At 54.7% G+C, this 20802-nt stretch carries 23 protein-coding genes and 1 tRNA gene; 13 read left to right on the forward strand and 11 right to left on the reverse strand.

Features of this window, described 5'->3' with window-relative positions; all coding sequences use genetic code 11:
* Window positions 1-31: 31 nt before the first annotated feature.
* The 4 genes from DDIC_RS09630 to DDIC_RS09645 all read right to left on the reverse strand — a co-directional run bounded on the left by DDIC_RS09630 (window position 32) and on the right by DDIC_RS09645 (window position 3397).
* Window positions 32-805 carry an acyltransferase gene (locus DDIC_RS09630; RefSeq protein WP_136400237.1) on the reverse strand — a complete coding sequence of 258 codons (774 nt, stop codon included), beginning with the start codon at window positions 803-805 and terminating at the stop codon, window positions 32-34.
* Window positions 806-1576, reverse strand: coding sequence for a 3-deoxy-manno-octulosonate cytidylyltransferase (locus tag DDIC_RS09635; RefSeq protein WP_136400238.1), 771 nt, complete (start codon window positions 1574-1576; stop codon window positions 806-808).
* Window positions 1577-1688: 112 nt separating this feature from the next.
* Entirely contained in the window at window positions 1689-2603 is a 915-nt protein-coding gene (locus DDIC_RS09640; protein ID WP_136400239.1) for an NAD-dependent epimerase/dehydratase family protein, read from the reverse strand.
* 11 nt (window positions 2604-2614) lie between these two features.
* Window positions 2615-3397, reverse strand: a complete 783-nt coding sequence (locus DDIC_RS09645) for an HpcH/HpaI aldolase family protein (protein ID WP_136400240.1) — start codon at window positions 3395-3397, stop codon at window positions 2615-2617.
* A gap of 439 nt (window positions 3398-3836) precedes the next feature.
* Here DDIC_RS09645 and DDIC_RS09650 point away from each other — a divergent pair, with 439 nt between their 5' ends.
* Entirely contained in the window at window positions 3837-4292 is a 456-nt protein-coding gene (locus DDIC_RS09650) for a hypothetical protein (protein ID WP_136400241.1), read from the forward strand.
* On the opposite strand, the gene DDIC_RS09655 is transcribed toward DDIC_RS09650, so the two are convergent.
* The 4 genes from DDIC_RS09655 to DDIC_RS09670 form a co-directional block, all read right to left on the reverse strand.
* Window positions 4289-5008: a flagellar basal body L-ring protein FlgH gene (locus tag DDIC_RS09655; protein WP_136400242.1), complete on the reverse strand. Its 720-nt coding sequence runs from the start codon at window positions 5006-5008 to the stop codon at window positions 4289-4291. The genes DDIC_RS09650 and DDIC_RS09655 overlap by 4 nt on opposite strands.
* A gap of 24 nt (window positions 5009-5032) precedes the next feature.
* Window positions 5033-6310 (reverse strand): flagellar basal body P-ring formation chaperone FlgA, encoded by a 1278-nt coding sequence (gene flgA, locus DDIC_RS09660; protein WP_247647446.1) that lies wholly within the window; start codon window positions 6308-6310, stop codon window positions 5033-5035.
* Between the two features lie 9 nt (window positions 6311-6319).
* Window positions 6320-7105, reverse strand: a complete 786-nt coding sequence (flgG, locus tag DDIC_RS09665; protein ID WP_136400243.1) for a flagellar basal-body rod protein FlgG — start codon at window positions 7103-7105, stop codon at window positions 6320-6322.
* Between the two features lie 61 nt (window positions 7106-7166).
* Window positions 7167-7961 carry a flagellar hook-basal body protein gene (locus DDIC_RS09670; protein WP_136400244.1) on the reverse strand — a complete coding sequence of 265 codons (795 nt, stop codon included), beginning with the start codon at window positions 7959-7961 and terminating at the stop codon, window positions 7167-7169.
* Window positions 7962-8410: 449 nt separating this feature from the next.
* Between DDIC_RS09670 and DDIC_RS09675 the strand changes: the two genes are divergently transcribed.
* Window positions 8411-8497, forward strand: a tRNA-Leu gene (locus DDIC_RS09675).
* 180 nt (window positions 8498-8677) lie between these two features.
* On the opposite strand, the gene DDIC_RS09680 is transcribed toward DDIC_RS09675, so the two are convergent.
* The gene (locus DDIC_RS09680; protein ID WP_168732524.1) at window positions 8678-9907 is read right to left on the reverse strand and encodes an ISL3 family transposase; all 1230 of its coding nucleotides are present in this window, start codon (window positions 9905-9907) and stop codon (window positions 8678-8680) included.
* Between the two features lie 167 nt (window positions 9908-10074).
* On the opposite strand from DDIC_RS09680, the gene DDIC_RS09685 reads away from it, so the two are divergent.
* From DDIC_RS09685 to DDIC_RS09695, 3 genes are read left to right on the forward strand one after another with little or no spacing between them, the layout of a single operon-like run.
* Window positions 10075-10425 (forward strand): DUF6538 domain-containing protein, encoded by a 351-nt coding sequence (locus DDIC_RS09685; protein WP_136400246.1) that lies wholly within the window; start codon window positions 10075-10077, stop codon window positions 10423-10425.
* A gap of 10 nt (window positions 10426-10435) precedes the next feature.
* Window positions 10436-11299, forward strand: coding sequence for a hypothetical protein (locus tag DDIC_RS09690; RefSeq protein ID WP_136400247.1), 864 nt, complete (start codon window positions 10436-10438; stop codon window positions 11297-11299).
* A gap of 17 nt (window positions 11300-11316) precedes the next feature.
* The gene (locus DDIC_RS09695; RefSeq protein ID WP_136400248.1) at window positions 11317-11808 is read left to right on the forward strand and encodes a hypothetical protein; all 492 of its coding nucleotides are present in this window, start codon (window positions 11317-11319) and stop codon (window positions 11806-11808) included.
* Between the two features lie 354 nt (window positions 11809-12162).
* Here DDIC_RS09695 and DDIC_RS09700 read toward each other — a convergent pair whose 3' ends face one another.
* Window positions 12163-13065, reverse strand: a complete 903-nt coding sequence (locus tag DDIC_RS09700) for a LysR family transcriptional regulator (RefSeq protein WP_136400249.1) — start codon at window positions 13063-13065, stop codon at window positions 12163-12165.
* Between the two features lie 94 nt (window positions 13066-13159).
* Between DDIC_RS09700 and DDIC_RS09705 the strand changes: the two genes are divergently transcribed.
* The 8 genes from DDIC_RS09705 to DDIC_RS13810 all read left to right on the forward strand — a co-directional run bounded on the left by DDIC_RS09705 (window position 13160) and on the right by DDIC_RS13810 (window position 18682).
* On the forward strand, window positions 13160-13798 hold the full coding sequence (locus DDIC_RS09705) for a hypothetical protein (protein WP_136400250.1): 639 nt from the start codon (window positions 13160-13162) through the stop codon (window positions 13796-13798).
* Window positions 13799-13839: 41 nt separating this feature from the next.
* Window positions 13840-14517, forward strand: a complete 678-nt coding sequence (locus DDIC_RS09710; protein WP_136400251.1) for an O-methyltransferase — start codon at window positions 13840-13842, stop codon at window positions 14515-14517.
* Entirely contained in the window at window positions 14514-16058 is a 1545-nt protein-coding gene (locus DDIC_RS09715; protein ID WP_136400252.1) for an MFS transporter, read from the forward strand. Before DDIC_RS09710 ends, DDIC_RS09715 begins: the two co-directional genes overlap by 4 nt.
* A 526-nt stretch (window positions 16059-16584) precedes the next feature.
* Entirely contained in the window at window positions 16585-16725 is a 141-nt protein-coding gene (locus DDIC_RS13805; RefSeq protein ID WP_168732526.1) for a hypothetical protein, read from the forward strand.
* Window positions 16726-16739: 14 nt separating this feature from the next.
* Window positions 16740-17348 (forward strand): hypothetical protein, encoded by a 609-nt coding sequence (locus DDIC_RS09720; RefSeq protein WP_168732527.1) that lies wholly within the window; start codon window positions 16740-16742, stop codon window positions 17346-17348.
* Between the two features lie 124 nt (window positions 17349-17472).
* Window positions 17473-17991 carry a cobaltochelatase CobT-related protein gene (locus DDIC_RS14200; RefSeq protein WP_432612334.1) on the forward strand — a complete coding sequence of 173 codons (519 nt, stop codon included), beginning with the start codon at window positions 17473-17475 and terminating at the stop codon, window positions 17989-17991.
* A 55-nt stretch (window positions 17992-18046) separates the two neighbouring features.
* Window positions 18047-18382, forward strand: coding sequence for a hypothetical protein (locus DDIC_RS09730; protein ID WP_136400255.1), 336 nt, complete (start codon window positions 18047-18049; stop codon window positions 18380-18382).
* Between the two features lie 147 nt (window positions 18383-18529).
* Window positions 18530-18682 carry a hypothetical protein gene (locus tag DDIC_RS13810; protein ID WP_168732528.1) on the forward strand — a complete coding sequence of 51 codons (153 nt, stop codon included), beginning with the start codon at window positions 18530-18532 and terminating at the stop codon, window positions 18680-18682.
* Between the two features lie 474 nt (window positions 18683-19156).
* Here the strand turns inward: DDIC_RS13810 and DDIC_RS09735 are convergent, their stop codons facing one another.
* Window positions 19157-20659: a sigma-54 interaction domain-containing protein gene (locus DDIC_RS09735; RefSeq protein ID WP_247647447.1), complete on the reverse strand. Its 1503-nt coding sequence runs from the start codon at window positions 20657-20659 to the stop codon at window positions 19157-19159.
* Between the last annotated feature and the right edge of the window lie 143 nt (window positions 20660-20802).

Genomic DNA, 20802 nt, shown 5'->3' on the forward strand with positions numbered 1-20802 from the left:
GTGTCGGGCAGCGCGTAGAGATTTGCGCCCGTCAGTCCCATTGCTGCTGGCCGCCCTGGCCACGCATGCCGATAAGCTTGGCAGGCACGCCGCCCACAATGCTGAAAGGGGCCACGTTGCGGGTTACCACAGCTCCCGCGCCCACCACCGCGCCACGGCCAATGCGCACGTCGGGGGTGATGACGCAGTTGGCGCCGATCCACACGTCATCTTCAATTACAATCTGGCCGGGAACATGCCCCTGTTGCATGATGGGCACGTCCTTGCGGGCGATGCAGTGGTTTGCCGCGCGGATAACCGTGCCCGGCCCCACCGCGGTATGCGCGCCGATTTCGATGCGCCCCGCATCGGCTCCCACATGCACGTTGGGCGAAAGGGCCACGTTGTCGTGCAGCACAAGCTCGCCGTCGCTGGCCGTAACAAAACAGCCGCGCCCCAGGCGTACGCCGTTGCCCAGATGCATGTTGCGGCAACCGGCAAGGCTCAGGCCGGTGCCAAAACGCGCCGACCCGCAATGTCTGAAGAGCCACCGCCAGGCAAGCAGGCGTGCGGCCAGCCCCAGCGGGGTGGGAATCCAGGCGAAGGCGGCAATCCACAATTCTTCAAGCGCTGCGGCAACCCTGCTGCCGATGCCGGGCGCACCGTGGTGACCCGGCTGTGCGGCCTTGCCCGCCGACCGGCCTGACTGCCCCGCCGCCGGCGTGTCGGCAGCGCCGCAGGGTTTTGTTCCTGCGGCGCATGCGCATTCAGAACCGGAAACGGGCTTGTCCCCTTGCGCAGGGAAAGACTGGAGGTTGCCCGCCATTTATTTGCGGTATCCCTTCATAAGGTCGTCGCCTTCCATCAGACGGGCCACGCGGGCCAGGTCTTCCGGTGTATCCACGCTCCAGGTGCGGCAGTCGGTGGGCACCATGTGCACCTTTTCGCCGTGCTCAAGGATACGCATCATGTCCACGGATTCGTAAATTTCCAGCGGGCTTTCGGGCAGTTCGTTAAAGTGCAGCAGATAGTCGCGGCGGAAGGGGATGATGCAGACCTGCTTGCGCATGGGAACCTTGTCTGAACCCTTTTTGCGCGAGGGGATGGGCTCGCGCGAAAAATAGAGCGCGTTGTTGAAGTGGTCGACAACCACCTTCACTTCGTTGGGGTCTTCAAATTCCTCAAGGGTGTCCATGTCGGCCATGAGGTTGACCACGTTGATGGAGGGGTCGGCCAGCATGGGGGCCACCGCGGCGTCGATCATTTCGGGGCGCACCATGGGCTCGTCGCCCTGCACCATCACCACGATGTCGGCCTTCTGGCCGGTGGCGGCCTCAATCTTCAACAGGGCCTCGGCGGTGCGCGTGGAGCAGCGCACATGGTGGTCGCCGGTCATCACGCTCTTGAGCCCGGCGTCCTTGCAGTAGTTTTCGATGATTTCGTCGCAGGTGGCCACATAGGTGGCGGTAAGAGTCTTGCTCATGGCCGTACGAAAGGCCACATGCCCCACCATGGGTACATTGTGGATGAGGGCAAGCGGTTTGCCGGGGTAACGGCTGGAACCCATGCGTGCGGGAATGATGGCAATAATGTTCATCTACGGCTCCTTGTGGCCTCAAAATAATTGCTGTGGTTTCAAAAATCGCATCCGAATCATCGCCGCGCGGCCATGGACCGCCCCCGGCGCAAACCTGCCCATGGGACAGGCCCTAGTCGTCAGTGGGTACGAGGTATCCGCCTTCTGAAGCCAGTTCGGGGTGCATTTCCTTGTGTTCTTCTTCCATGACGCGCAGGATGCCCTGCCCCAGATCAACCGTAAGCGGCGGAACCAGCTTGCGGCCCACCTTGGGCATAAAGGCGTAAGGCGTGACCTGATAATGACCGCTGTTGGGGTCGTTTTGATAGCTTATGGTCAGCTCTTTGCCCAGCATTTCGCCGATCATCTTGAACAGGTCGCCCACGCGCATGGGCTGATTGCCCGAAATGATGATGTTCTGGTTTTCAAACTCGGGGTCGAGCACCGCAAGGGTGGCCGCCGAGGCGTCGTCCACATGCACGTATTCGCGCAGGGCCGAGGGAGCGCCGTAGTAGGTGATGCCGCCGGTGGCCAGCGCCTCGTAGACAAAGCGGTTGATGGCGTTGCGCCGGTCGGAGCGCGGGCCGTACAGCGAGCCGTAACGCAGGATGGTGTACGGCAGGTTGTGCATGGCCTGATAGTTTTCGATATACAGCTCGCAGGCCTGCTTGCTGCAGCGGTAAAAACCGCCGGACTTGCCGTACACGTACAGGGAACTGGCAAAAACGTAGCGCTTCACGCCCGCCTTGCGGCAGGCCTCAAGCACCATGACGTTGCCAAGCACGTTGATGCGCGCCGTGTCCACCGGGCGGTTGTTGGCCTCGCCGATGTCGGCGATGCCCGCGTAGTTGAAGACCATGTCCGCGCCGGCAACGGCCTTGTTCACGGTTTCTTCGTCCAGAATATTGCCGGCAATCATGGTCTGGTCGGGGCGCAGCCAGGGCGAGGGATGCAGATCGACAATGGTTACGGCATGTCCCGCTTCAGAAAGCTTGTCGCAGATATGCGAGCCCAAAAAGCCAGACCCGCCGAATACGGTAATTTTCACAGTTGTTCTCCCTAATTGGGGCGCTCAGCCGCCCGCCACAAAAAGACCGAATCAATGCCATATGCGATAAAACGGCTGCCCGCCGCAATCTGACGGGTGAGCTCCTCCGGGTCGGGCTGCACGATATGCAGGCCCATGCGCGCCCCGGCGCTGGCGCACCCCGCCGCAATGCGTGCCATGGCCGCCTTGAAGTCAGGGTGGTCAAACTGACCGGTGAGGCCCATGGAGCCAGAGAGGTCGTACGGACCAACCATGATGGCGTCAAGGCGCGGATGCGCCAGGATGGCCTTGAGATTGTCCACCGCGCGGATATGTTCGATCTGGGCTACCAAAAATATTTCTGGCGCGCGGCTGGCGCGGTAATCGTCAAACTTTTTGCCAAACACGTTGGCGCGGCAGTAGCCCACGCCACGGTATTCGGGCGCGGTTTCGCCCGGTTTGCGCCAGCTGTCCTGACCGGGGTACACCGAAAGGTCAATGGCGCGGTCAAGCTGCTCGCGGCTCTCGATCATGGGGAAGATAAGCCCCTGAGCGCCAGCCTCAAGCGCAGCCTTTATCTGGGTTTTGCTGGCCTCGCCCAGACGGGCGAAAGGCGCGGCGCCGCCGCATTCGATGGCGCGGAAGATATCCGGCAGGCCTGTACGGCCAAACGAGCCGTGTTCCATATCAACGGCAACCCAGTCGTAACCGGCGCGGGCCATCAGCTCGGCCACGTCGGACGAAGGCAGTTGCAGCCATGTACCCACAGTGGCTTTGTCAGCCGCCAGCCGCGCACGAATTTCATGTACAGTCATATCAAGCGGCATGCCGCCGCAGGGTTAAAGTTTGCGAAAAACGCTCTACACTATACGCCCTGCTTTCAACGTGCGCAATACAGCCTGCAGGGCCTGCCCCGCATATGGGCCCAAGCATACGCCTGCGGCAGGGACAAACAGGCCCTCAACCAGCAGAGGCGCACGGTCCCAGATGGCCCTCAACGCAAACAGCCGTGCGCAACCGATGGTATTTTTTACAAAAGCCAGTGAAGGCGATATGAAATTGTTAATTATTTATCAAGGAGGGAGCACATAAAGGTCGGGACTTGGCGTTTTGCGTCGGTCATGCTAATAAAAAGCCCCCCGTCGGAAACGGAGGGGCTTGGTAGGGAACCTGACTGCGGCAGAACAGTCTGGTTCGCAGGAGGAGGCTGGAAAACCAGCAAGAACGTCAGCGCCTTTTGACGCTGGCACTTGCATGCAAAACTCCGCAGCTGGCAGAAGCCTGCGGGGATGTTGTACTCCATTCTCCGCCGGAGCTCCTGGATCGCAAGATTCAGGAGCTTTTTCATTTTGGCGGGACAGCCCGGACAAATGGGCAAAAAAATGCGCCCGGCGGCGTTTTGCCTTTGCGGCAACGGTCTTTATGAACTGCCAACAACATAGAATGGAAGAAATTTTAGGTCAAGGAGCTGCGCAATTTTTCACATATTTTTTGCATTTTATTTTTATCAACATTGTTAATCTATTAAAATATCAGTGTAAAATAATCGACTTTTTTTCGCCCCCCGCAGCCCGTCTCTTTGCGGCGTTTAGGCCGCTGGCGGCAAGCTTGCCTGATTGTCCTGCCGCAGCATCCCCATACGCACACACCCCGCCAGCGCTCGCGCCGACGGGGTGTGCAGTTGCATCCGAGGTGATCGAAGCCAGCTAGAACGGCCAGATATTGTCCATAAGCCGCGTGAACCAGCCGGGCTTCTGTTTGTCGGCCAGAACGCCCTTGCCGTAATATTCGATACTGGCATCGGCAATCTGGGTGGAAAGCACGCTGTTGTCCGCACCGACATCCTTTGAACGGATCATGCCGCGCACAACCATATACTCTGTTTCTTCGTTTACCTTGATCTCGCGCGCGCCCTCAATTTCCATCAGACCGCCGGGCAGCACGCGCAGCACGCGCGTGGCCAGGGAGGTGGTGACGTAGTTTTCACGCTTGGTCTTGCCCGTTGCCGTCAGACCGCTGACAGACCCCGTATTCAGCACGGGCAGCCCCACCGCCGGTTGCGGCCCAACAGGTACAAAGGGGATAAAACCCGCGTGATCGCGGTTAAACATGGCCGAAACCTGGTAATCGTTGGAGCCGTTTTTGGAGGCTGTGGTTTCGGCCTTGTTCTGGGCCTTGGTGTTTTCCACCAGTTTGACCACCACAATATCTCCCACGCGGCGGGCGCGGCTGTCTTCAAACAGTGTATCTGACTCGCTGGCGGCAAAAAGCGAGCCGGGGTTGTTGGCCGCATTTCCCTCCTGCCGGTATTCCTGCGGCGGGGTCACCGGCGGGTGCAGGGCTGGCCGCCGGGTCGGACTGCCGCCGCAGGCGACGCAAAACAGATAGGTCAGCGCCAGTACGGGTATCAAGTAACGTGCCTGCATTTTCCTCTCCTTCACCTTTGAGCGCTAGTGGATTTCCACAGTGCTGCCATCTTTTACAATGGCGTAGACCTGTTTTTTTGTTTGCAGATTTCGTACCGCTATGGTTGCGCCCGGCTCGCCGTCGCCCAGAGCCTGGGCCTGCGTGGCTATGCGCAGATTACCCTTGCGATACACAAGGTTGACCACGTCGCCTCGCTTGACCATCAGCTGGCTCACAAGATCACTTTGCAAAATTGGCTCGCCCGTATTGAGGGAGCGGTTAAGCTGCCAGGGGCCGCCGCGCCCGTCCCAGGGCAGGTCGCGCAGCTGGCTGGCGTTGACCTTCATAAAGGTTACCGACTCCGCAGCCAGGGCCTCACCCTTGTTCATTGGACGTGAAGCCGCCGGGGCCGTTATCCATAGGGTGAGGTTGACCGTGCCCGAGATGCGCCGCAGCACGTTGCCGTCAACCTCCTGCACGGCAAAGCGCAGGGGTACGCGCCCCGGCGAGAGCTTGCCCGGCTCAAGTTGCACCCGCTGCTGCGCGTGGGCCAGAAAAATATAATCCGGCAGGCGAAAATCGCTCAGCTCCACCTCGCCCGGCATGGCCGCAAGCTGGGGCGTCAGGCTTTTGACAACATAGGAGCGCAGGTCTTCCTCGTGAAACACCAGGCCGCCGCGCTGGATTACCAGTGAGCTGGGCAGGATGCAGCGCCCGGCCACTTCCTTGCCTAGCGCCTGCCTCAGGGCATGGGCAAGCCGGGAGTTGTTGATCTGCAAAGGCTTGCCTTCTTCGGGCGGCGCTGGCCAAAGCTGCTGCGTGCGCAGCTGCCCCCAGATATCTGGGGCTATCTGCCCCAGCGGAACGGCAATATCCCCCAACAGCACCATCTCTGAATTGGTGACTGCGGCCGACAATATTTTGAGCCGCCAATCGCCGGGGCCAAGCATGTTGAGCTGGCCATCCTGCGCCATGGGGGCCTCGCCCGCCGCAAGCTGGTTGCGCGCTTTGGCGGCGCGCTGATCCTGAGCGTCGTCGGGCAGCGGCATTTGCCCCGCCTGGGCCTGCTGCGGCGTGCGCAGCTGGGTCACAATCTGGTTGGGCGAGCGCCGGTGGTTGCGATCGTTATCCTGCCATGTGGCGCCGGAAACACCGCTCTGCGGAGCCGCATACGCCGTAGGCGCAGGCGGCAGCAAGATCGCACCCCAAAGCATGGCGCAGGCAAGCCCGCAGGCCGCACCGCGCGGAGCCTTGCGTGTCGGCGCCCCCGCATGCAGCCCAAGGCTGCCCAATATTGCCCTTATGCCCCGCAAAAACCGCATAACGCACCCCTAACTGCGCTTGAGCTGTACAGCTATGCCCAGCATGGAATCTGACGTCTGAATGGACTTGGAGTTTACTTCGTAAGCGCGCTGGCCCACGATCATGTTCACCATTTCGTCCACGACCTCGACGTTGGACATTTCCAGAAAGCCCTGAGCCAACGTGCCCACATTGTCTGTGCCGGGCACGCCTTCGGTGGAGTCGCCTGATGCCTGTGTGGGCGTGTAGAGGTTACGCCCGCGAGCGTCGAGACCAGCCGGGTTGATAAAGGTGTAGAGCGGAATTTCCGCCCCGGCCAGTTCCTGCCCCTGCGAGTCAAGAGCCGCGATGTGGCCCGAAGACGAGACGGAAATGGTCTTGGTCTGCGCGGGCACGGCAAACTGCGGCTGCAGGATGTAGCCGTTGGCCGTGACCACCGTGCCGTCCTGATTGAGCTTGAACGAACCGGCGCGCGTGTACATGAGCTCGCCGTTTACATCCACCTGAAAAAAGCCGTCGCCTTCAATGGCCACGTCCAGCGTGTTGCCGGTGTTCTGAAAGTCGCCCTGCGTAAAAAACTTGTGCACGGCAGTGGGGCGAGTGCCCATGCCCACCTGTATGCCCACGGGCAGACGGTTGTCGCCCTCGGTGACGGCGCCAGCCATGCGCATGGTCTGGTACATCAGGTCTTCAAATTCGGCCCGGCTCTTTTTAAAACCCGTGGTGTTGACGTTGGCCAGGTTGTTGGAAATAACGTCGATATTGAGCTGTTGGGCCACCATGCCGGTGGCGCCTGTCCAAAGCGATCGCATCATGGGAATTTCTCCTTGTACTAAACCGACGAGGCTGCCGGTTGCCTGTAAAAACAGTCAGCTGCTAGCCCTGACGGCGGCCAACTTTTTCGTTGGCGGCGCGGTCCAGCGTATCGGATGTCTGCATTACCTTTTGGTAGGCTTCAAACTGCCGCTGGACTTCAATCATGTTGACCATTTCGGACACAACTTCCACGTTGGCGGATTCGGTGAATCCCTGCTCTACACGGGCGCCTGCGTCGTAGGCATTGCCCTCGACAACCTGAACTCCGTCGCGCGGGCGAAAGAGGTTTCCGCCCATTTTTTCCAGATTCTGCGGGTTGTTAACGCTTACCAAGGTCAACTGATCAATGACGTTGCCGTCGGCAAGCACCTGACCGTCGCCGCTGATCTGCACATGCCGCGTGCCGGGTGGAATGCCGATAACGCCCCCCGCCCCTTGCACGGTGTAGCCCTGCGGCGTCATGAGGATGCCGTCGCCGCTGAGCACAAAGGCTCCGTTGCGCGTCAGGTACTGGCCCGTGGGCGTAGTGACCCGGAAAAAGGCGTTATCGCCGTTGATGGCAACGTCCAGATCATTACCGGTATATTGCATGGCCCCCTGCGAAAAATCCGTATTTGATACGGCTATACGCACCCTGGCAGCATTCATGGGTTCGGGAAACAGCGGCGTCGATTTGAGGTTCAAAATCGGCTCCCGAATCTCATCAAAGGCAAAGGTTGGCATAGTGTCCTTGAACGACAGGGTCTCCCGCTTGTAGCCGCGCGTGTTCACATTCGCCAAATTATTGGCGATGAAATTCATACGGTGTTCTGTGGTCAACGCGGCAAAAAGCCCGCTAAACATGCCTGCTTGCATAAGCAGCTCCTTGTGTTGGCAGCAGCGCCGAAAAGTTGCGCCGCCGTCTACCCCGAGCCTGACGACTCTTGCCAGAGCTTTTTGCAATATGCGGGCCAATGACTTTGCCAGGAACAACCTGCTGCCGGAACAGTCTTGCCGCAGGGCTTGCGGCAGGCGGCAAAACCGCAACCAGTTGCGCCGCATTGCCGACAGCAACCAGCAGGGGGACAACTCCGCAAGCGAGGGGCCTGCAGCTGCTTACGTCAATCTTGCTGATTATGGCGATACGACAGCCCCACAAGCGAGGGGCCTGCAGCACACCGAGGGCAAGACAATACGAAAAAATCGGCCCTGACAGCCGATTTGAACTGAAGCACCCTTCTATCTGCCCCGATGCCATGATTTTTTTGCCGAAATCAAAAAAAAGGCTTGCCAGCCTCCCCACGTTAGCGTAAACACATTTTCGCGCCGAAGTGGTGGAATTGGTAGACACGCTAGGTTCAGGGTCTAGTTCTCGCAAGGGAGTGGGAGTTCGAGTCTCCCCTTCGGCACCATCTTTTAAGAGTCGTTACAAGCAACAGCCTGTAACGACTCTTTTTTTTGGCTTGTGCCCAGCATAGGCACCAGACCAAAACCCGCCCTTGGGAGCTTATGGGGCTCTACACCAAAGACGGAGGCAAGCCCCTTCAGCGGGCAGTTTTTCCGACAGGTTTCTGAACGATTCCCCAGCCATTTCAGCAGCACAAAACGCGCACACGCAGGCGGTAGTTTTCGAAGTTGCGAAAGCCATACGCACGCCGCTGGATCAACTTCATTTTTCGGTGAAAGCCTTCTGTGATGCCATTATTCCGGGTAAAACGGAACATTCGGGCTACTTCTTCCCGCCAATTATGCAACGTCTTGCCCAAGGTACGCAACGGCGCGAAGCTAGTTTTTCGAAGTTGCTCAATTTTATCTAATAATTCAGCTACATACCTGCGGCACGAATCGACACTTTGCGCCCGCACACGCAATAAATCAGCTGTGTCATGCAAAAATTCGTACAGCGATTCAATGTCCGGTCTGCAAGCAAAGTATGTTCGTAACCGCTCTTTCTGTAAGTCTGTTAACCGATCACGGCGAGTCAGCAAAAGACGCATCATACCGCCTCGCCCATAAGCAAGTTGTTTTTCATCAATTGCCTTGCACAGCTCTGAAAAGTGTTGATTCACCAGCCTGATAACATGAAATCTGTCCGCAACAATGCGCGCATTGGGAAACCACTCCCGCACAAGTCGCCGATACGCAGAGTTCATATCAATACAGACCATTTTGACTTTATGGCGGCCTTGCAGTGATTGCAAAAAATCGCGCATATCGGCGGCACTGCGCCCTTTTACCACGTCAAATACCCTGCGGCGGGCCAAGTCGCAAAAGGTGGTCGCAAAGCCCTGTCTGCGCGTAAATCTATGCTCATCAATGCCCAGAATGCGCGGGCATGTGCGGTTTGCCCAGTGGCTGCTCTTGTGCTGCATCATCTGGTGGTAGTAGCGCTCCACGCTGGCTACTCCTATGCGGTGCTCGTCGGCGATATCCTTGCAGGAAATCCCTTTATTGTAGGCTTGAAATATGTTGCGTTTGAGCAGTTCTGTTGTTCTGCTCCACACTTTTATGCCTGCAAGTCTGGTATTAAAATATCTACTGCATTCTTCGCATCGGTATTTGTGGCAGCGAACCAACAGGCGTGACGCCCTTCCATGAATAAAACTATTACGGATCGTCCGCCAGAATGAGTCCTTGATGCGTAGTTTTTCGCCTGCGCAGTGCGGGCACGTATTCTTGCCCGTCCACCTGGCCTCAAAAACCGGGGGCGTACGACTCACCACTTTTTCGATTGCAAAATCCCGCAAGCCAATTAAAAATTGTTCCACAGGGCCTTCTCTTCTTTTCTTTGGTCGGAAAATAAAGGTTGCCCTGGTGGGCATACCGGCTTTGCTTGGTATGCCCATTTTTTCTTGGAGACGCTATGCCCCCGTCTTTGAGGTAGAGCCACCAAAACCCGCCCTTGGGAGCTTATGGGGTCAAAGCGCGGGGTCAAAGGCACGACAAAATTGGGAGCAAGCCCGTTTTGCCGTTGCCAGGAGAAAACCCCATGCCCCATCCTCTTCCTGTCCTTTCCAGCCTTTTGCCTGCCGTCGCCAGCAACCAGGGTGATGACAAAAAGTCAGCACCTGCGTATCTTTATTGCAAAAGAAAAATCTACTATTTTCGATATGCCTTTCCCGCCAACCTGCGAAAATCACTTGGGCGGGCCGAGCTGCGCGTGAGCCTGCAAACGTCCTACCTGAGGATTGCGCGATTTCGCGCCCGCATGCTGTCCGCAGAAATTGGCAATATGATTCTTGAGGGGTTTATGCTGGACTACAAGGAAATACGCCGCTGCATGAATATCCTTGCTCCAGCGTTTGCTGGAGTAGGACCACGCAGACATTTCAGAACGTAAAAACATCTCTGTGGGAAAGCTCGACATCACGTACGACCAGCTCAGGACGTCTCAAATAGAACTACTCCTGCACTGTAACTCACCACAACTGCTTGAGCAGATTGCGCCAGAATGCATTGTTGACTTGCTTCGTTCCGGTGCTTTCACACGAAATGAGCTTGCAGGGGAAAACTATCTGCAAATAGTGAAAGCATACAAAGAGATGCAGATCACCCGGCATCGCATCGACATTGCCCGTACCAAAGGCGATTTCTTGATGGAAGAAGAAGTCATGGGGCGCGATTTTGGCAAGTTGCCTTGCGACACCTCATGCACAGCACAGGAGCCACCTGCTTTGCTGGAGGTGCCTACGCACGTTCACCAGCAGCAGACGGGAGGAATTCTTTATTCTGAAGCCATGGAACGGTACATCGGCCAAAAACTTCAGGACGGTGAATGGCGTGAGCACAGCGTGAGGGACCACCGGGGACGCCTGGAAGAATTTCTGACCATTATTGGCGACAAGCACATCAAAGAAATTACCCGTTTGGATATGCGGAATTTTCGCGAAACGTTGAGAAAGCTCCCACCTAACCGCTCACGAATTAAGGCATTCAGGGATAAAAGCATACAGGAGCTGCTCGACCTGAAAGTTCAAGATACGTTGAGCGTCACAACCGTCAACATTCTTGTGGAAGCTGTTGGAAGCATGCTTGCGTGGTATGTGCGCGAGGGGCTATTGGACGCCAACCCGGCAACCCATCTTCAGATCAAGGACAGCCGACAGGCTATTGTGCGTCAGGCGTTCTCCGCCGACGAGCTCACAAAAATCTTTGCGCATCCCAAATTCGCGAGAAAGGAATTCAAATCCCCTCTTATTACTGGATCCCTCTGATTGCCCTTTTCACTGGCATGCGCCTCGAGGAGATTGCACAGCTTCACTGTGCCAACATCTATGAATGCCACGCAAAAGGAATCTGGGTTATCGACATCAACAGCAACGGGCTTGATGAACTTGGCAGGCCCAAGCTGCTGAAGAACAAAAATGCACGAAGAATTGTCCCCATCCACCCTGATTTGATAAAAATTGGCCTACTTGAATATCACACTGACATTGTGAAGAAAAAGCATATCAGACTGTTCCCCGACCTGAAGAAATCCGAAGGCGCAGTTAAATTTGGCAAACAGCCAGGCAAGCAATTCAAGGCAATTGTGAGCGCAACACTGGGCGAGGCCTCTGGTAAAACATTCCACTCGCTCCGGCATACCTTTGCTGACTTTTTCAAGCAACGCGGTTTGCAAAACGACTATTTTCGACAAGTCTTTGGGCATGAGTTGCCAATGCTCGCTGCCAAGCAATATGGGGGGGGAAATTTCCTCCAGAACTTTTATTTGAAGAAGTAATTCTAAAAATTGATTATAATATCAATAAAATAATCACCACTCCACAGTGGTCAATTTAAAAATCATACATAACACATCACATCCAATTCAATGACCATATAAATGTCAAATAATAACCATTAAAATTACAATAACGAAAAAATTACAATAGAAAAAAGATGATTTAATGAACAAATTTAATAAAATTAAAACATTATGAGCACAATGTCACAGTTGTATATACAAATGATCATTGTTGGAATGTGAAAAATATTCCTCAAAATTCATCTGTACAAGTTTAGACTTACGTGCAGGTTGATTAAAAAACTGTGCGCTCGAAGGTACTTCCGACAGTCAAGACTATGAAAGCGAAGGTCAAAAAGTCCCCGCGATCTTTGTCGCAGTGCAAGCCTGAAGCATAAGTCCACGCAAAAACTGATGCCCCGGATCTGTGCTGAAGCGCGGATGCCAAGCCTGGGATATCTGTACGGCAGGTGTTGTAACCGGCAATCGCAGCACGGTCATTCCCTGACGCAGATTCTGCGTAAGCCGCTCCGGCACGGATGCCACAAGGTCTGTCCCGCGTGCCACGGCAATTGTTTCCGCAAGCGAAGCGGCCACGGCGCAAACCCGTCGTGTCAGTCCCTTCTTGTCCAGTTCCACATCCACAGGGCCCCGTGCGATTCCCCGCCGCGAAAAAACAACATGGCTGCATGCCGCATACGCTTCTGCCGTCACCACACCTAACTGTGCCAGGGGATGCCCCTGGTGGACAACAATCACATACGAATCATGCAACAGTCGCTGACGCACAATCTCCGGCCCAAGGTCGGGAATGACGCCAATATCGAGATCAATCAAGCCCTCCCGCAGCGATGCCACATCCTGCTGCCCCTGTGCCGTAAAACGTACGTCAACAAGGGGCGCGGCCTCATGCAGCATCTGCAAAAAGATCGGCCCCAAAAAACTGCCTACGCCATCATCAGCCCGGATGGTAACTGTCTTTCGCAATGAGCGGGTGTCAAAACTTTCCGCCCGTTCGAGCAGTGCCTGCGCCTGAAGAATCAGGTCGTGCACGCCGCTTCGCAATGACTCGGCCTTGGCGGTGGGCACAAGCCCGCGCCCGGCCCTCACAAAAACAGGGTCAGCCACCAGGGTGCGGATGCGGTTCAGCGTCCTGCTCATGGCAGGAATGCTCACCCCCATTCGTTCGGCAGCAGCAGTAACGCTGCCAGTGGAAAGCAGGGCGTCCAGCGCGATCAGCAGGTTCAAATCCATAGTTGCACCAAGGTTAAATATATCTGTTCATAAAGAGCATATATGCAACTATTGGTTTCGTCTAGTGTCCCTCCATCACTTCATGGAGGCCACAATGTCTGTCACAAATACACACAAACAGCTCCTCGGCCGCAGTCTGGCCCTATACGGATCAGGCTGCCTGATCTTTTCTGTGGGCGCGTATCTTTTTATTCATTCCAACCTAGGCACAGACCCCCTGGACACCTTTGCCCTGGGTTTGATGGCGCATATGCCCATGACGGTGGGCATACAAACCCTGGTAGCTCTGTTGTGCCTGCTCCTGATTGCAGCGTGGACAAAGACGCGCGTCATGCTTTCCCCGCTCATAACGTTCTTTTTTTGCGGCAGCATTATTGACGGTCAGATGGCTCTGGATTGGGCGCAGTATACAATCCTGCACTCCTATGTCGCCATGATCACAGGTGGATTTTTATGCGCCTACGGTTCCGCCCTGATCATCATGAGCAACTTCGGAATCAGAGCCATCGACCTGCTGGCCCTGACAATGTCGTGGCGGCGGAGCATCCCGTTCTGGATTGGTAAAGGCCTTATCGAAGGCTCGCTGCTGCTTTCAGGCTGGCTACTTGGCGGGCCGGTTGGAGTCGGCACAGTCTGCTTTTTCGTCATGGTCGATGACCTTATCCAGCCAATGATCTGGGCCAATATCTGCTTCTTTAACCTGAGCAACCACGCCGCACCCAGTGCGGTGTAACCTTGCCAGAACCACATAGACATATATTGAAAGGAGTTTGTATGAACAGTCTCAACAATCCCACCGTGCGCAACGTTATTGAGGGCACCTGGACGCTTCAGGCCCAGATTAACCCCATGGCTGAAGCGCAACTGCGCAAGGCTATGGCGCATCATCCCACACCATTTTCACACAAAGAACTTGTGGATTTGTGCGCGGAAGGTTCCTTTGCCTGTCCACCCGAAGTCGGCAGGCTGCTCTACGCGCTTGTCCGGGCCATGCGCCCGCAGGTAGTTGTGGAATTTGGCATGTCCCACGGATTTTCCACCCTGCATATTGCTGCCGCCTTGCGCGACAACGGCGCGGGCAAGCTAGTAACCACCGAGATGCACAGCGGGAAAATTGCTGTGGCGCGCGATATTCTCGAAGAAGCCGAGCTTGCCCCCTGGGTTGCAATTCTGGAAGGTGACGCGGTGGAAACCCTGTCCGCCGTGGAGCGTGTGGATATGCTCTACCTTGATGGCTGGACGGATTTTTATCTTGATGTGCTGAAGACGGTCGAACCGAACTTGCGCCCAGGGGCTTTTATTCAAGCCGATGACATGGGCAAATTCGGCTCCAGCGCAGCCGCGCAAGCCTACCTTGCATATGTGCGCGAGCCTGAAAACGGCTATGTGTCCGTTTCGTTCAGTGATTACCAGGGATTTGAACAGTCCTGCTGGACGGGAAGAAATTCATGACCAGCACCGCTTTCAACAATAGTGCTGCGGGGGCTTCTGTGGGCGGCTCTCAGAGCAATGCAGGATTGCTCTTCCTGATGTCAGCATGCGCCGCCCTGGTTTTTGGCCTGGGCGCAAGCCTTAACCTGGCTGTGGACCGCATTGCGACGAGTCCTTTGCAACCCTCAGCAAGCCAGGTCCTTTGGATTGTGGATACCTATCTTGTGGTGTTCGGCTGCCTGCTCATCCCTTCCGGGGCTCTGGGAGACCGCTTCGGGCGCAAGGCAGCATTGATGGCAGGGTTGCTGTTGCTGGCGGCGGGTTCAGCGCTGTCTCTGGCCTCCACAATCCCTTGGCTGCTGTGCGGGCGGGGTGTAGCTGGAGCCGGAGCTGCACTGATTTTGCCCAATAGCCTGGCCTTGCTGGTGCAGTCCATGGAGGGCGTTGCCCAACGGCGGGCCATTGCCGTGTGGACGGGCATGGGCGGTCTTGGCGGAGCATTGGGGAATATTTTGGGGGGGCTTGTCTTGCAGTTTTTTGACTGGCAGGCACTCTTTGCCTTTGCCATTCCTCTCGCTCTGGTGGCGTGGCTGCTTGCAGGCTATCTGGTGCCGCGCCGGGCAGGGCAGCCGAACCCCATAGATGTGCCTGGAACATTTGTGCTGCTGTGCGGCGTTTTTACCCTGCTTAAGGCGCTGATTGACGGGCAACATGCTGGATGGGTCAGTGCCCCTGTGCTTGCCCTGTTTGCAGCGACTTTCGTTTTTGCCGTGCTGTTTGTACTTGTGGAAAGGCACAGGCAACACCCACTCATAGATCCGCAAATCTTTCGCAACCGCAGGCTGGGGGCGGGCATGCTTGGCGTAGCGTTTTCGTTCATTGGCATGTACTCCGTCTTTTTTCTGAACGGGCAGTACCTCATGAGCGCCAAGGAATATTCTCCGATTTTTGTCGGCCTCAGCATCCTGCCCATGTGCGCAGTGATGTTCTGGCTTTCGCCGCGGAGCCTGTGGGTGGCAAAGTATCTGGGTTCACGCGCTACCGTGGGGCTGGGAATGCTGGCTTTGGCCCTGGGCCTCTACCTGCTCAGCCTGTGCACGCCTGACACGGGGTATCTATTTTATGCCTTTGCGGTCAGCGTGATTGGCGTGGGTTCCTCACTGTCTAATCCATTGCTTTCCCTTGGTATCCTGGCGTCCTTGCCGCCAGGAAAAAGCGGGATGGCTTCGGGATTAAACAGCTTTACGCGCGAAATTGGCGGCGCTGTCGGCATCGCGCTGTTTGGGAGCCTTCTTGGCAATGCCCTTACAGCCCGGTTGATACCAGAGCCACAGGGGCTGGCAAAACTCGCAAGCCCGGCGGGTCACGCGGTGCAGCAGACAATTTCTGCCCACCTTGCTGTCCTGCGGCACACTGGAGCAGACCCTGCCTTGCTGCATGCGGCGCAGTGGGCTTTTACCAACGCCATGGCAGAGGCGCTCCATGTTGTTTTTGCGTTGACTGTGGCCGCCACAATTCTTGTGGTAATGTGGTACTCTGCGGATAACAAAGGTGCGTCATGAACGTTAACAATTTAATATAATAGATAGAAAAAAACTGCATTCTTTCTATAAATGCTATTTCAGAGAAGTACAGAGGAGGAGTTTTATATGCAAAGCGCATTTGTCATAATTTGCGTGTTTGCAGCAATTTTTATTGTTGCACGGCATGTGAGACATCAATGGCGTAAGGGGTTGTATTTTACATCTAACCGCAAGAATACCCTCGGCACTAAATAATTTTTGTGCTGCGGGGCCGCCTCGCTTCCACCAAAAGGATGGAAGCAGGGTTGGAAAAAATTTGAGCAAAGCAAAAGCCCTTATGATTTTTATAGTAAGGGCTTAATTTTAATGGTGCGCTGGCGAGATTCTAATTCACGGCCTTTGGCTCCGGGGGCCAGCACCCTCATCAACCCGATCAAGCAGTGAAGAGGACTAGGGGATCGCACAGTTCACTATGAGTGAACCTCATTAGTGATTTGTCCTGGCTTCATCGTCCTCGAACAGAATAATCATAGTCCCAGTTCGGGCTTTCTTATTGTGGGGTACCATGATTCGCACAAAAGACGTTCTTAACTGCCTGCCCCTGGTGGCGTCCATCCTAGGTGATCGCTACGGGGTGCAGGTTCATATCGGCGGCATGGCGGCCTGCACCAACGGCAAGGTCATTTTCTTGCCCTCCTTCCTATGAATTGTGAGCCTGAATTGCTAGCACTGGCCAAAGGGTTCACTGACCATGAGGCTGCCCATATACGGCACACTGATTTTAATGAGCTGAAAGTTGCAAACCTTGATCCTGTGACCTTTAATTTGTTCAACTGCCTCGAAGATTGGCGCGTTGAGAAAAAGCTGTCAGGCATTTTCCCTGGCTGCCGGAAAAACCTGAACTGGTTGATACGACGATTCTTTGTAGAACGAGCACAGCCAAGGGCCGGGGATGATTCCCCGGCCCTTGCTGCTTTGGACTATGTACTGCTGACGGGGAAGGCCTGGGATGTGGATGAGGTGACCCCGGCACGCCAAAACGCGGCAAGCATCATGGAGCAGCACTTCCCCGGTCTGAAAGAAGCCCTGGATGCCATATTGGTCAAGGTCTACATCCATTGCCCGGGTACAAAGGCAGCGGTTGAATACGCGAGGCAGATCGCCCAGGGCATCCGACAGTGGAAACCATCACAACAACTGCGCATGCCCCACGAAAGCACCACGCAAAACAAACGAATCCACGGGGAATCACTGCGCAAAGGCAACACGAACGATAAAGGATTAAGCATCGGCGACAGAAAAGACCAACGATTCCAGCACACAAATTAAGCGACAGGGGCATCCCGCCCTTTCGCCTGAAGCAGACGCCCCCTTGCGGGCTTTGAGCGCCTCACCGCTCAATGCCTTGTTTCATGCGGAGGCGCAATATCTACCCCAGCACATCGGGGAAATTATGGCGCCTGAGCTTGTCAATTGCAGCGTAGAGTCCGTAGGCGACGCGCTGACTGTCGCTGAAGAAGGCACACGCCAAACAGCCCCCTTGCCTGCTGAACTGAAGCAGCAAGCGCTTCAGGCCAGCCTTGCCCTACGCACTCGCCTTCAGGGATTTCTGCAGGCGCACACCCAGAAGCGTTGCAGCATCGGGAGTAGAGGGACACTGCACGCCAATTCGCTACACCGTCTGCAGGTTGGCAATGCTCGTGTTTTCCAAAAAGAGTCAGAACATCAAGGCATTAACACCGCTGTTCATGTCCTGCTGGATGTGAGCGGAAGCATGGCTGGCACGCCTATTAATCTTGCCAATCGGGCCTGCTATGCAGTGGCAACAGCACTGAGGCATCTCCGTGGAGTGAACCCGGCGGAACGGCTTTCCCCGCCACAACGGTCACAAACTCTGTATTCCCCATTATGCGGCACGGGCAACCGGTGCCAGTTATGTTCGACATTCGAGCTTCTGGCGGGACACCGCTAGCTGGGGCTCTGTGGTGGGTGCTGCACCATGCTGCCCCTCAAAGGAACAGCGCAAGATGATCCTGGTTATCACTGACGGCATGCCGGACAACCCGCTGGCCGCGAACAATGCCATAGGGGTGGCCCAAGAACTCGGCTTTGAAGTTCATGGCCTTGGCATTCGGAATGAACACATCACGCACCTACTGCCGGACACCAGCAGGGTGGTCAACGACCTGCCCGATCCGGTGCCTGCCATGTTTGCCCTGCTGCAGGCTGCATTACTCAAAGGGGGGTGTAGCATGATGGTGCCCCTCGATTTCAGACCTTGGTACCGGACGGGAATATTCCGTTTCTTACGCTTAACAAAAAACGGCGCACCCCGCGCTGTTAAACGCAGGGAGGGTAAATGAACAACTATGTTAGCTGGATACCAGTTGTGATAGCTGTACTTCAGGTCATCAAAAATAACTGGGACCACTAGCCCCTCTCAGGCTGGCATGCAGGAGGCGGGAATAACCCGCCTCCTGCAATTTTATAAGAATAAAAGGAGCAAAAACATGAGCAAAACTTGGATATTTATTGGTGGCATGGTGGCAGGAATCGCAGGTGTATTTGCTGCGGCTTTTGCGGCTGAAGAGATAGAGGCCAAAGGCAACACGACACTTGAAGGCAACGGCAAGTTGGCTTTGCCGGAAGGTGACGGCAGGTAGAACACCGCGTCGTGATTTCAGGGTAGGGATTCTTTGGGAATTCCTGCCCTACAAGCTGTTGTAGCTTTATTCCTTTTTTGACTGAATCTTGTTGAGGCGGTTAAAAAGAAACATATGCGCTCCACAACTACTTCGCCCTCTAGCGCGCAAATGACTGAAGTGTGAAAGACCTGAACAGTTTGACCTGCAGGACGGCATAACCCAGATATGATTAATGGATCCTGCGTACTGATGCAAAATGGTCACAGCACCCGCCTGTTAAATGCAATTTTACGACTTTCGCCCTGAAAGATTGGCGGAAGATCAATTTTCTCCTTTCTGCTACGTGCACGTTGAGAACTCTTTAACAATTCAATGCAATCATACAATTTTATGTAAATTTTTAATTTTATTTTAGCATAGCTACATATTAATGTTACAATAATTCATAAAAAATGAAATTCAAAAATTATTACATAGATGCAAAATAGTTATCTAATAGAAAGAATCATCAATCTTCAGCATCTTTATCCTATAGCGCAATCCAGCTGGCGTAAGATGCATCATCCGCGCGGCCTTGGCGACATTCCCGCCAGTGATGCGCAACACATTATTTATGCATGAAGATTCGTATGCATTCATGCATTCTTTAAGCGAAACAGCTGCACCTCTCTGAATCATGCTATAGTCGTAATACAATTCTCTATGATTATTTTCAATAATTAAGGCTGCTTCCGACAGTTGTTCTACGGGTACGCCCGCTGATTCCTTGCGGTCTTTCTGGTAGAACTCAAGAAAATGCTTTGGAAGCGAATTGAGATCAATGGAACGTTCTTCGTTCATCATTGCCAGGCTGCCCTCAATCACATGCTCCAGCTCTCTGACATTACCAGGCCAATGGTATTCCATGAACATGCTCATGGCCTCGTTGGAAATACTAACCGGATTGCCGCCCTCCGTCTTTGCCACCACAGATTTGACAAGCAGGGGAATATCCTCTCGCCTTTCGCGCAATGGAGGCACTGCCAAACTTACCACCGCAAGGCGATAAAAAAAGTCTCGGCGCAGTACGCCGCTCTGCACCGCCTCAAGCGGATGCTGATTGAGAACGCTGATAATCCGCACATCGACAGAAATTTCTTCGCTCGATCCAAGTCGACGGACTCGCTTTTCCTGCAAAACGCGTAGCAACTTGGCTTGCAGACCAAGCGGCATGGAGTTGAGCTCGTCCAACAGAATGGTGCCGTGGTTGGCTTCTTCAAAAAGGCCGGGCTTATCTGAGGCGTCGGTATAGGTGCCCTTGGTGGTGCCAAACAAGATGCTTTCGAGCAACGTTTCTGGAATAGCCGCGCAGTTAACTGGCACAAAAGGAAAGGCCGCCCTGCTGCTCGCTGCGTGTATGGCCTGAGCGAAAACCTCTTTGCCAGTGCCGCTTTCTCCCCAGATCATGATGGGCGAGCTTGAATGGGCTGCTGCACGCGCGGCCTCAATCACCGCCACAAGAACCTGATCCTTCCCAACAAGATCGTTGAATGAATACAACGTCTGCGGTTTATTACAGCTCCGTCCTTCATTTCTGCGTATGCCAAGTTTACCAAGAATGTCTTCACCAAGCCAACTTGTAAACGCAATAACGCCATCTTTAACACCACTATCAAACAGTGCAAAGAAATCCGTGACAGTTCGAGTCATAAAATTGTTTGTTGTTTTATAGGTATATACCATCCTTAAGATAGGCCTTCCTTTTTGGAGGCACTCAATTGTCGGTATACATTTGATGTCATGCGGAACATACAGATTGGTAATATGCTTACCAATAACCTGATCAAATCCATCAATCCGCTGCTGAATCGGATTCATGTATCTGCATATTCCTTCTGCATCAACAACAGCAACGCCAATACTCATACCATCCCAGATAGCAAGCATGGACGGATTAAGCACGCTTTCGCGGCTTACACTGGCAAACCTGCGTCGCAGGGTTGAGTCATGTGCCATTTTTCACATCCTTTTAGCCAAACAGCCTCTTGTGGGAAAAACCGACATGGCTGCCTATTTTGAGTATCTGTTTTTTTTAAAAAAGACAAATTTCTTTCTTTTTATGAAATTTTCTTACGCATTTTTGTGAAGTTAAACAGGCC

This window comes from Desulfovibrio desulfuricans, from assembly GCF_004801255.1.
Classification (GTDB): domain Bacteria; phylum Desulfobacterota; class Desulfovibrionia; order Desulfovibrionales; family Desulfovibrionaceae; genus Desulfovibrio; species Desulfovibrio desulfuricans_C.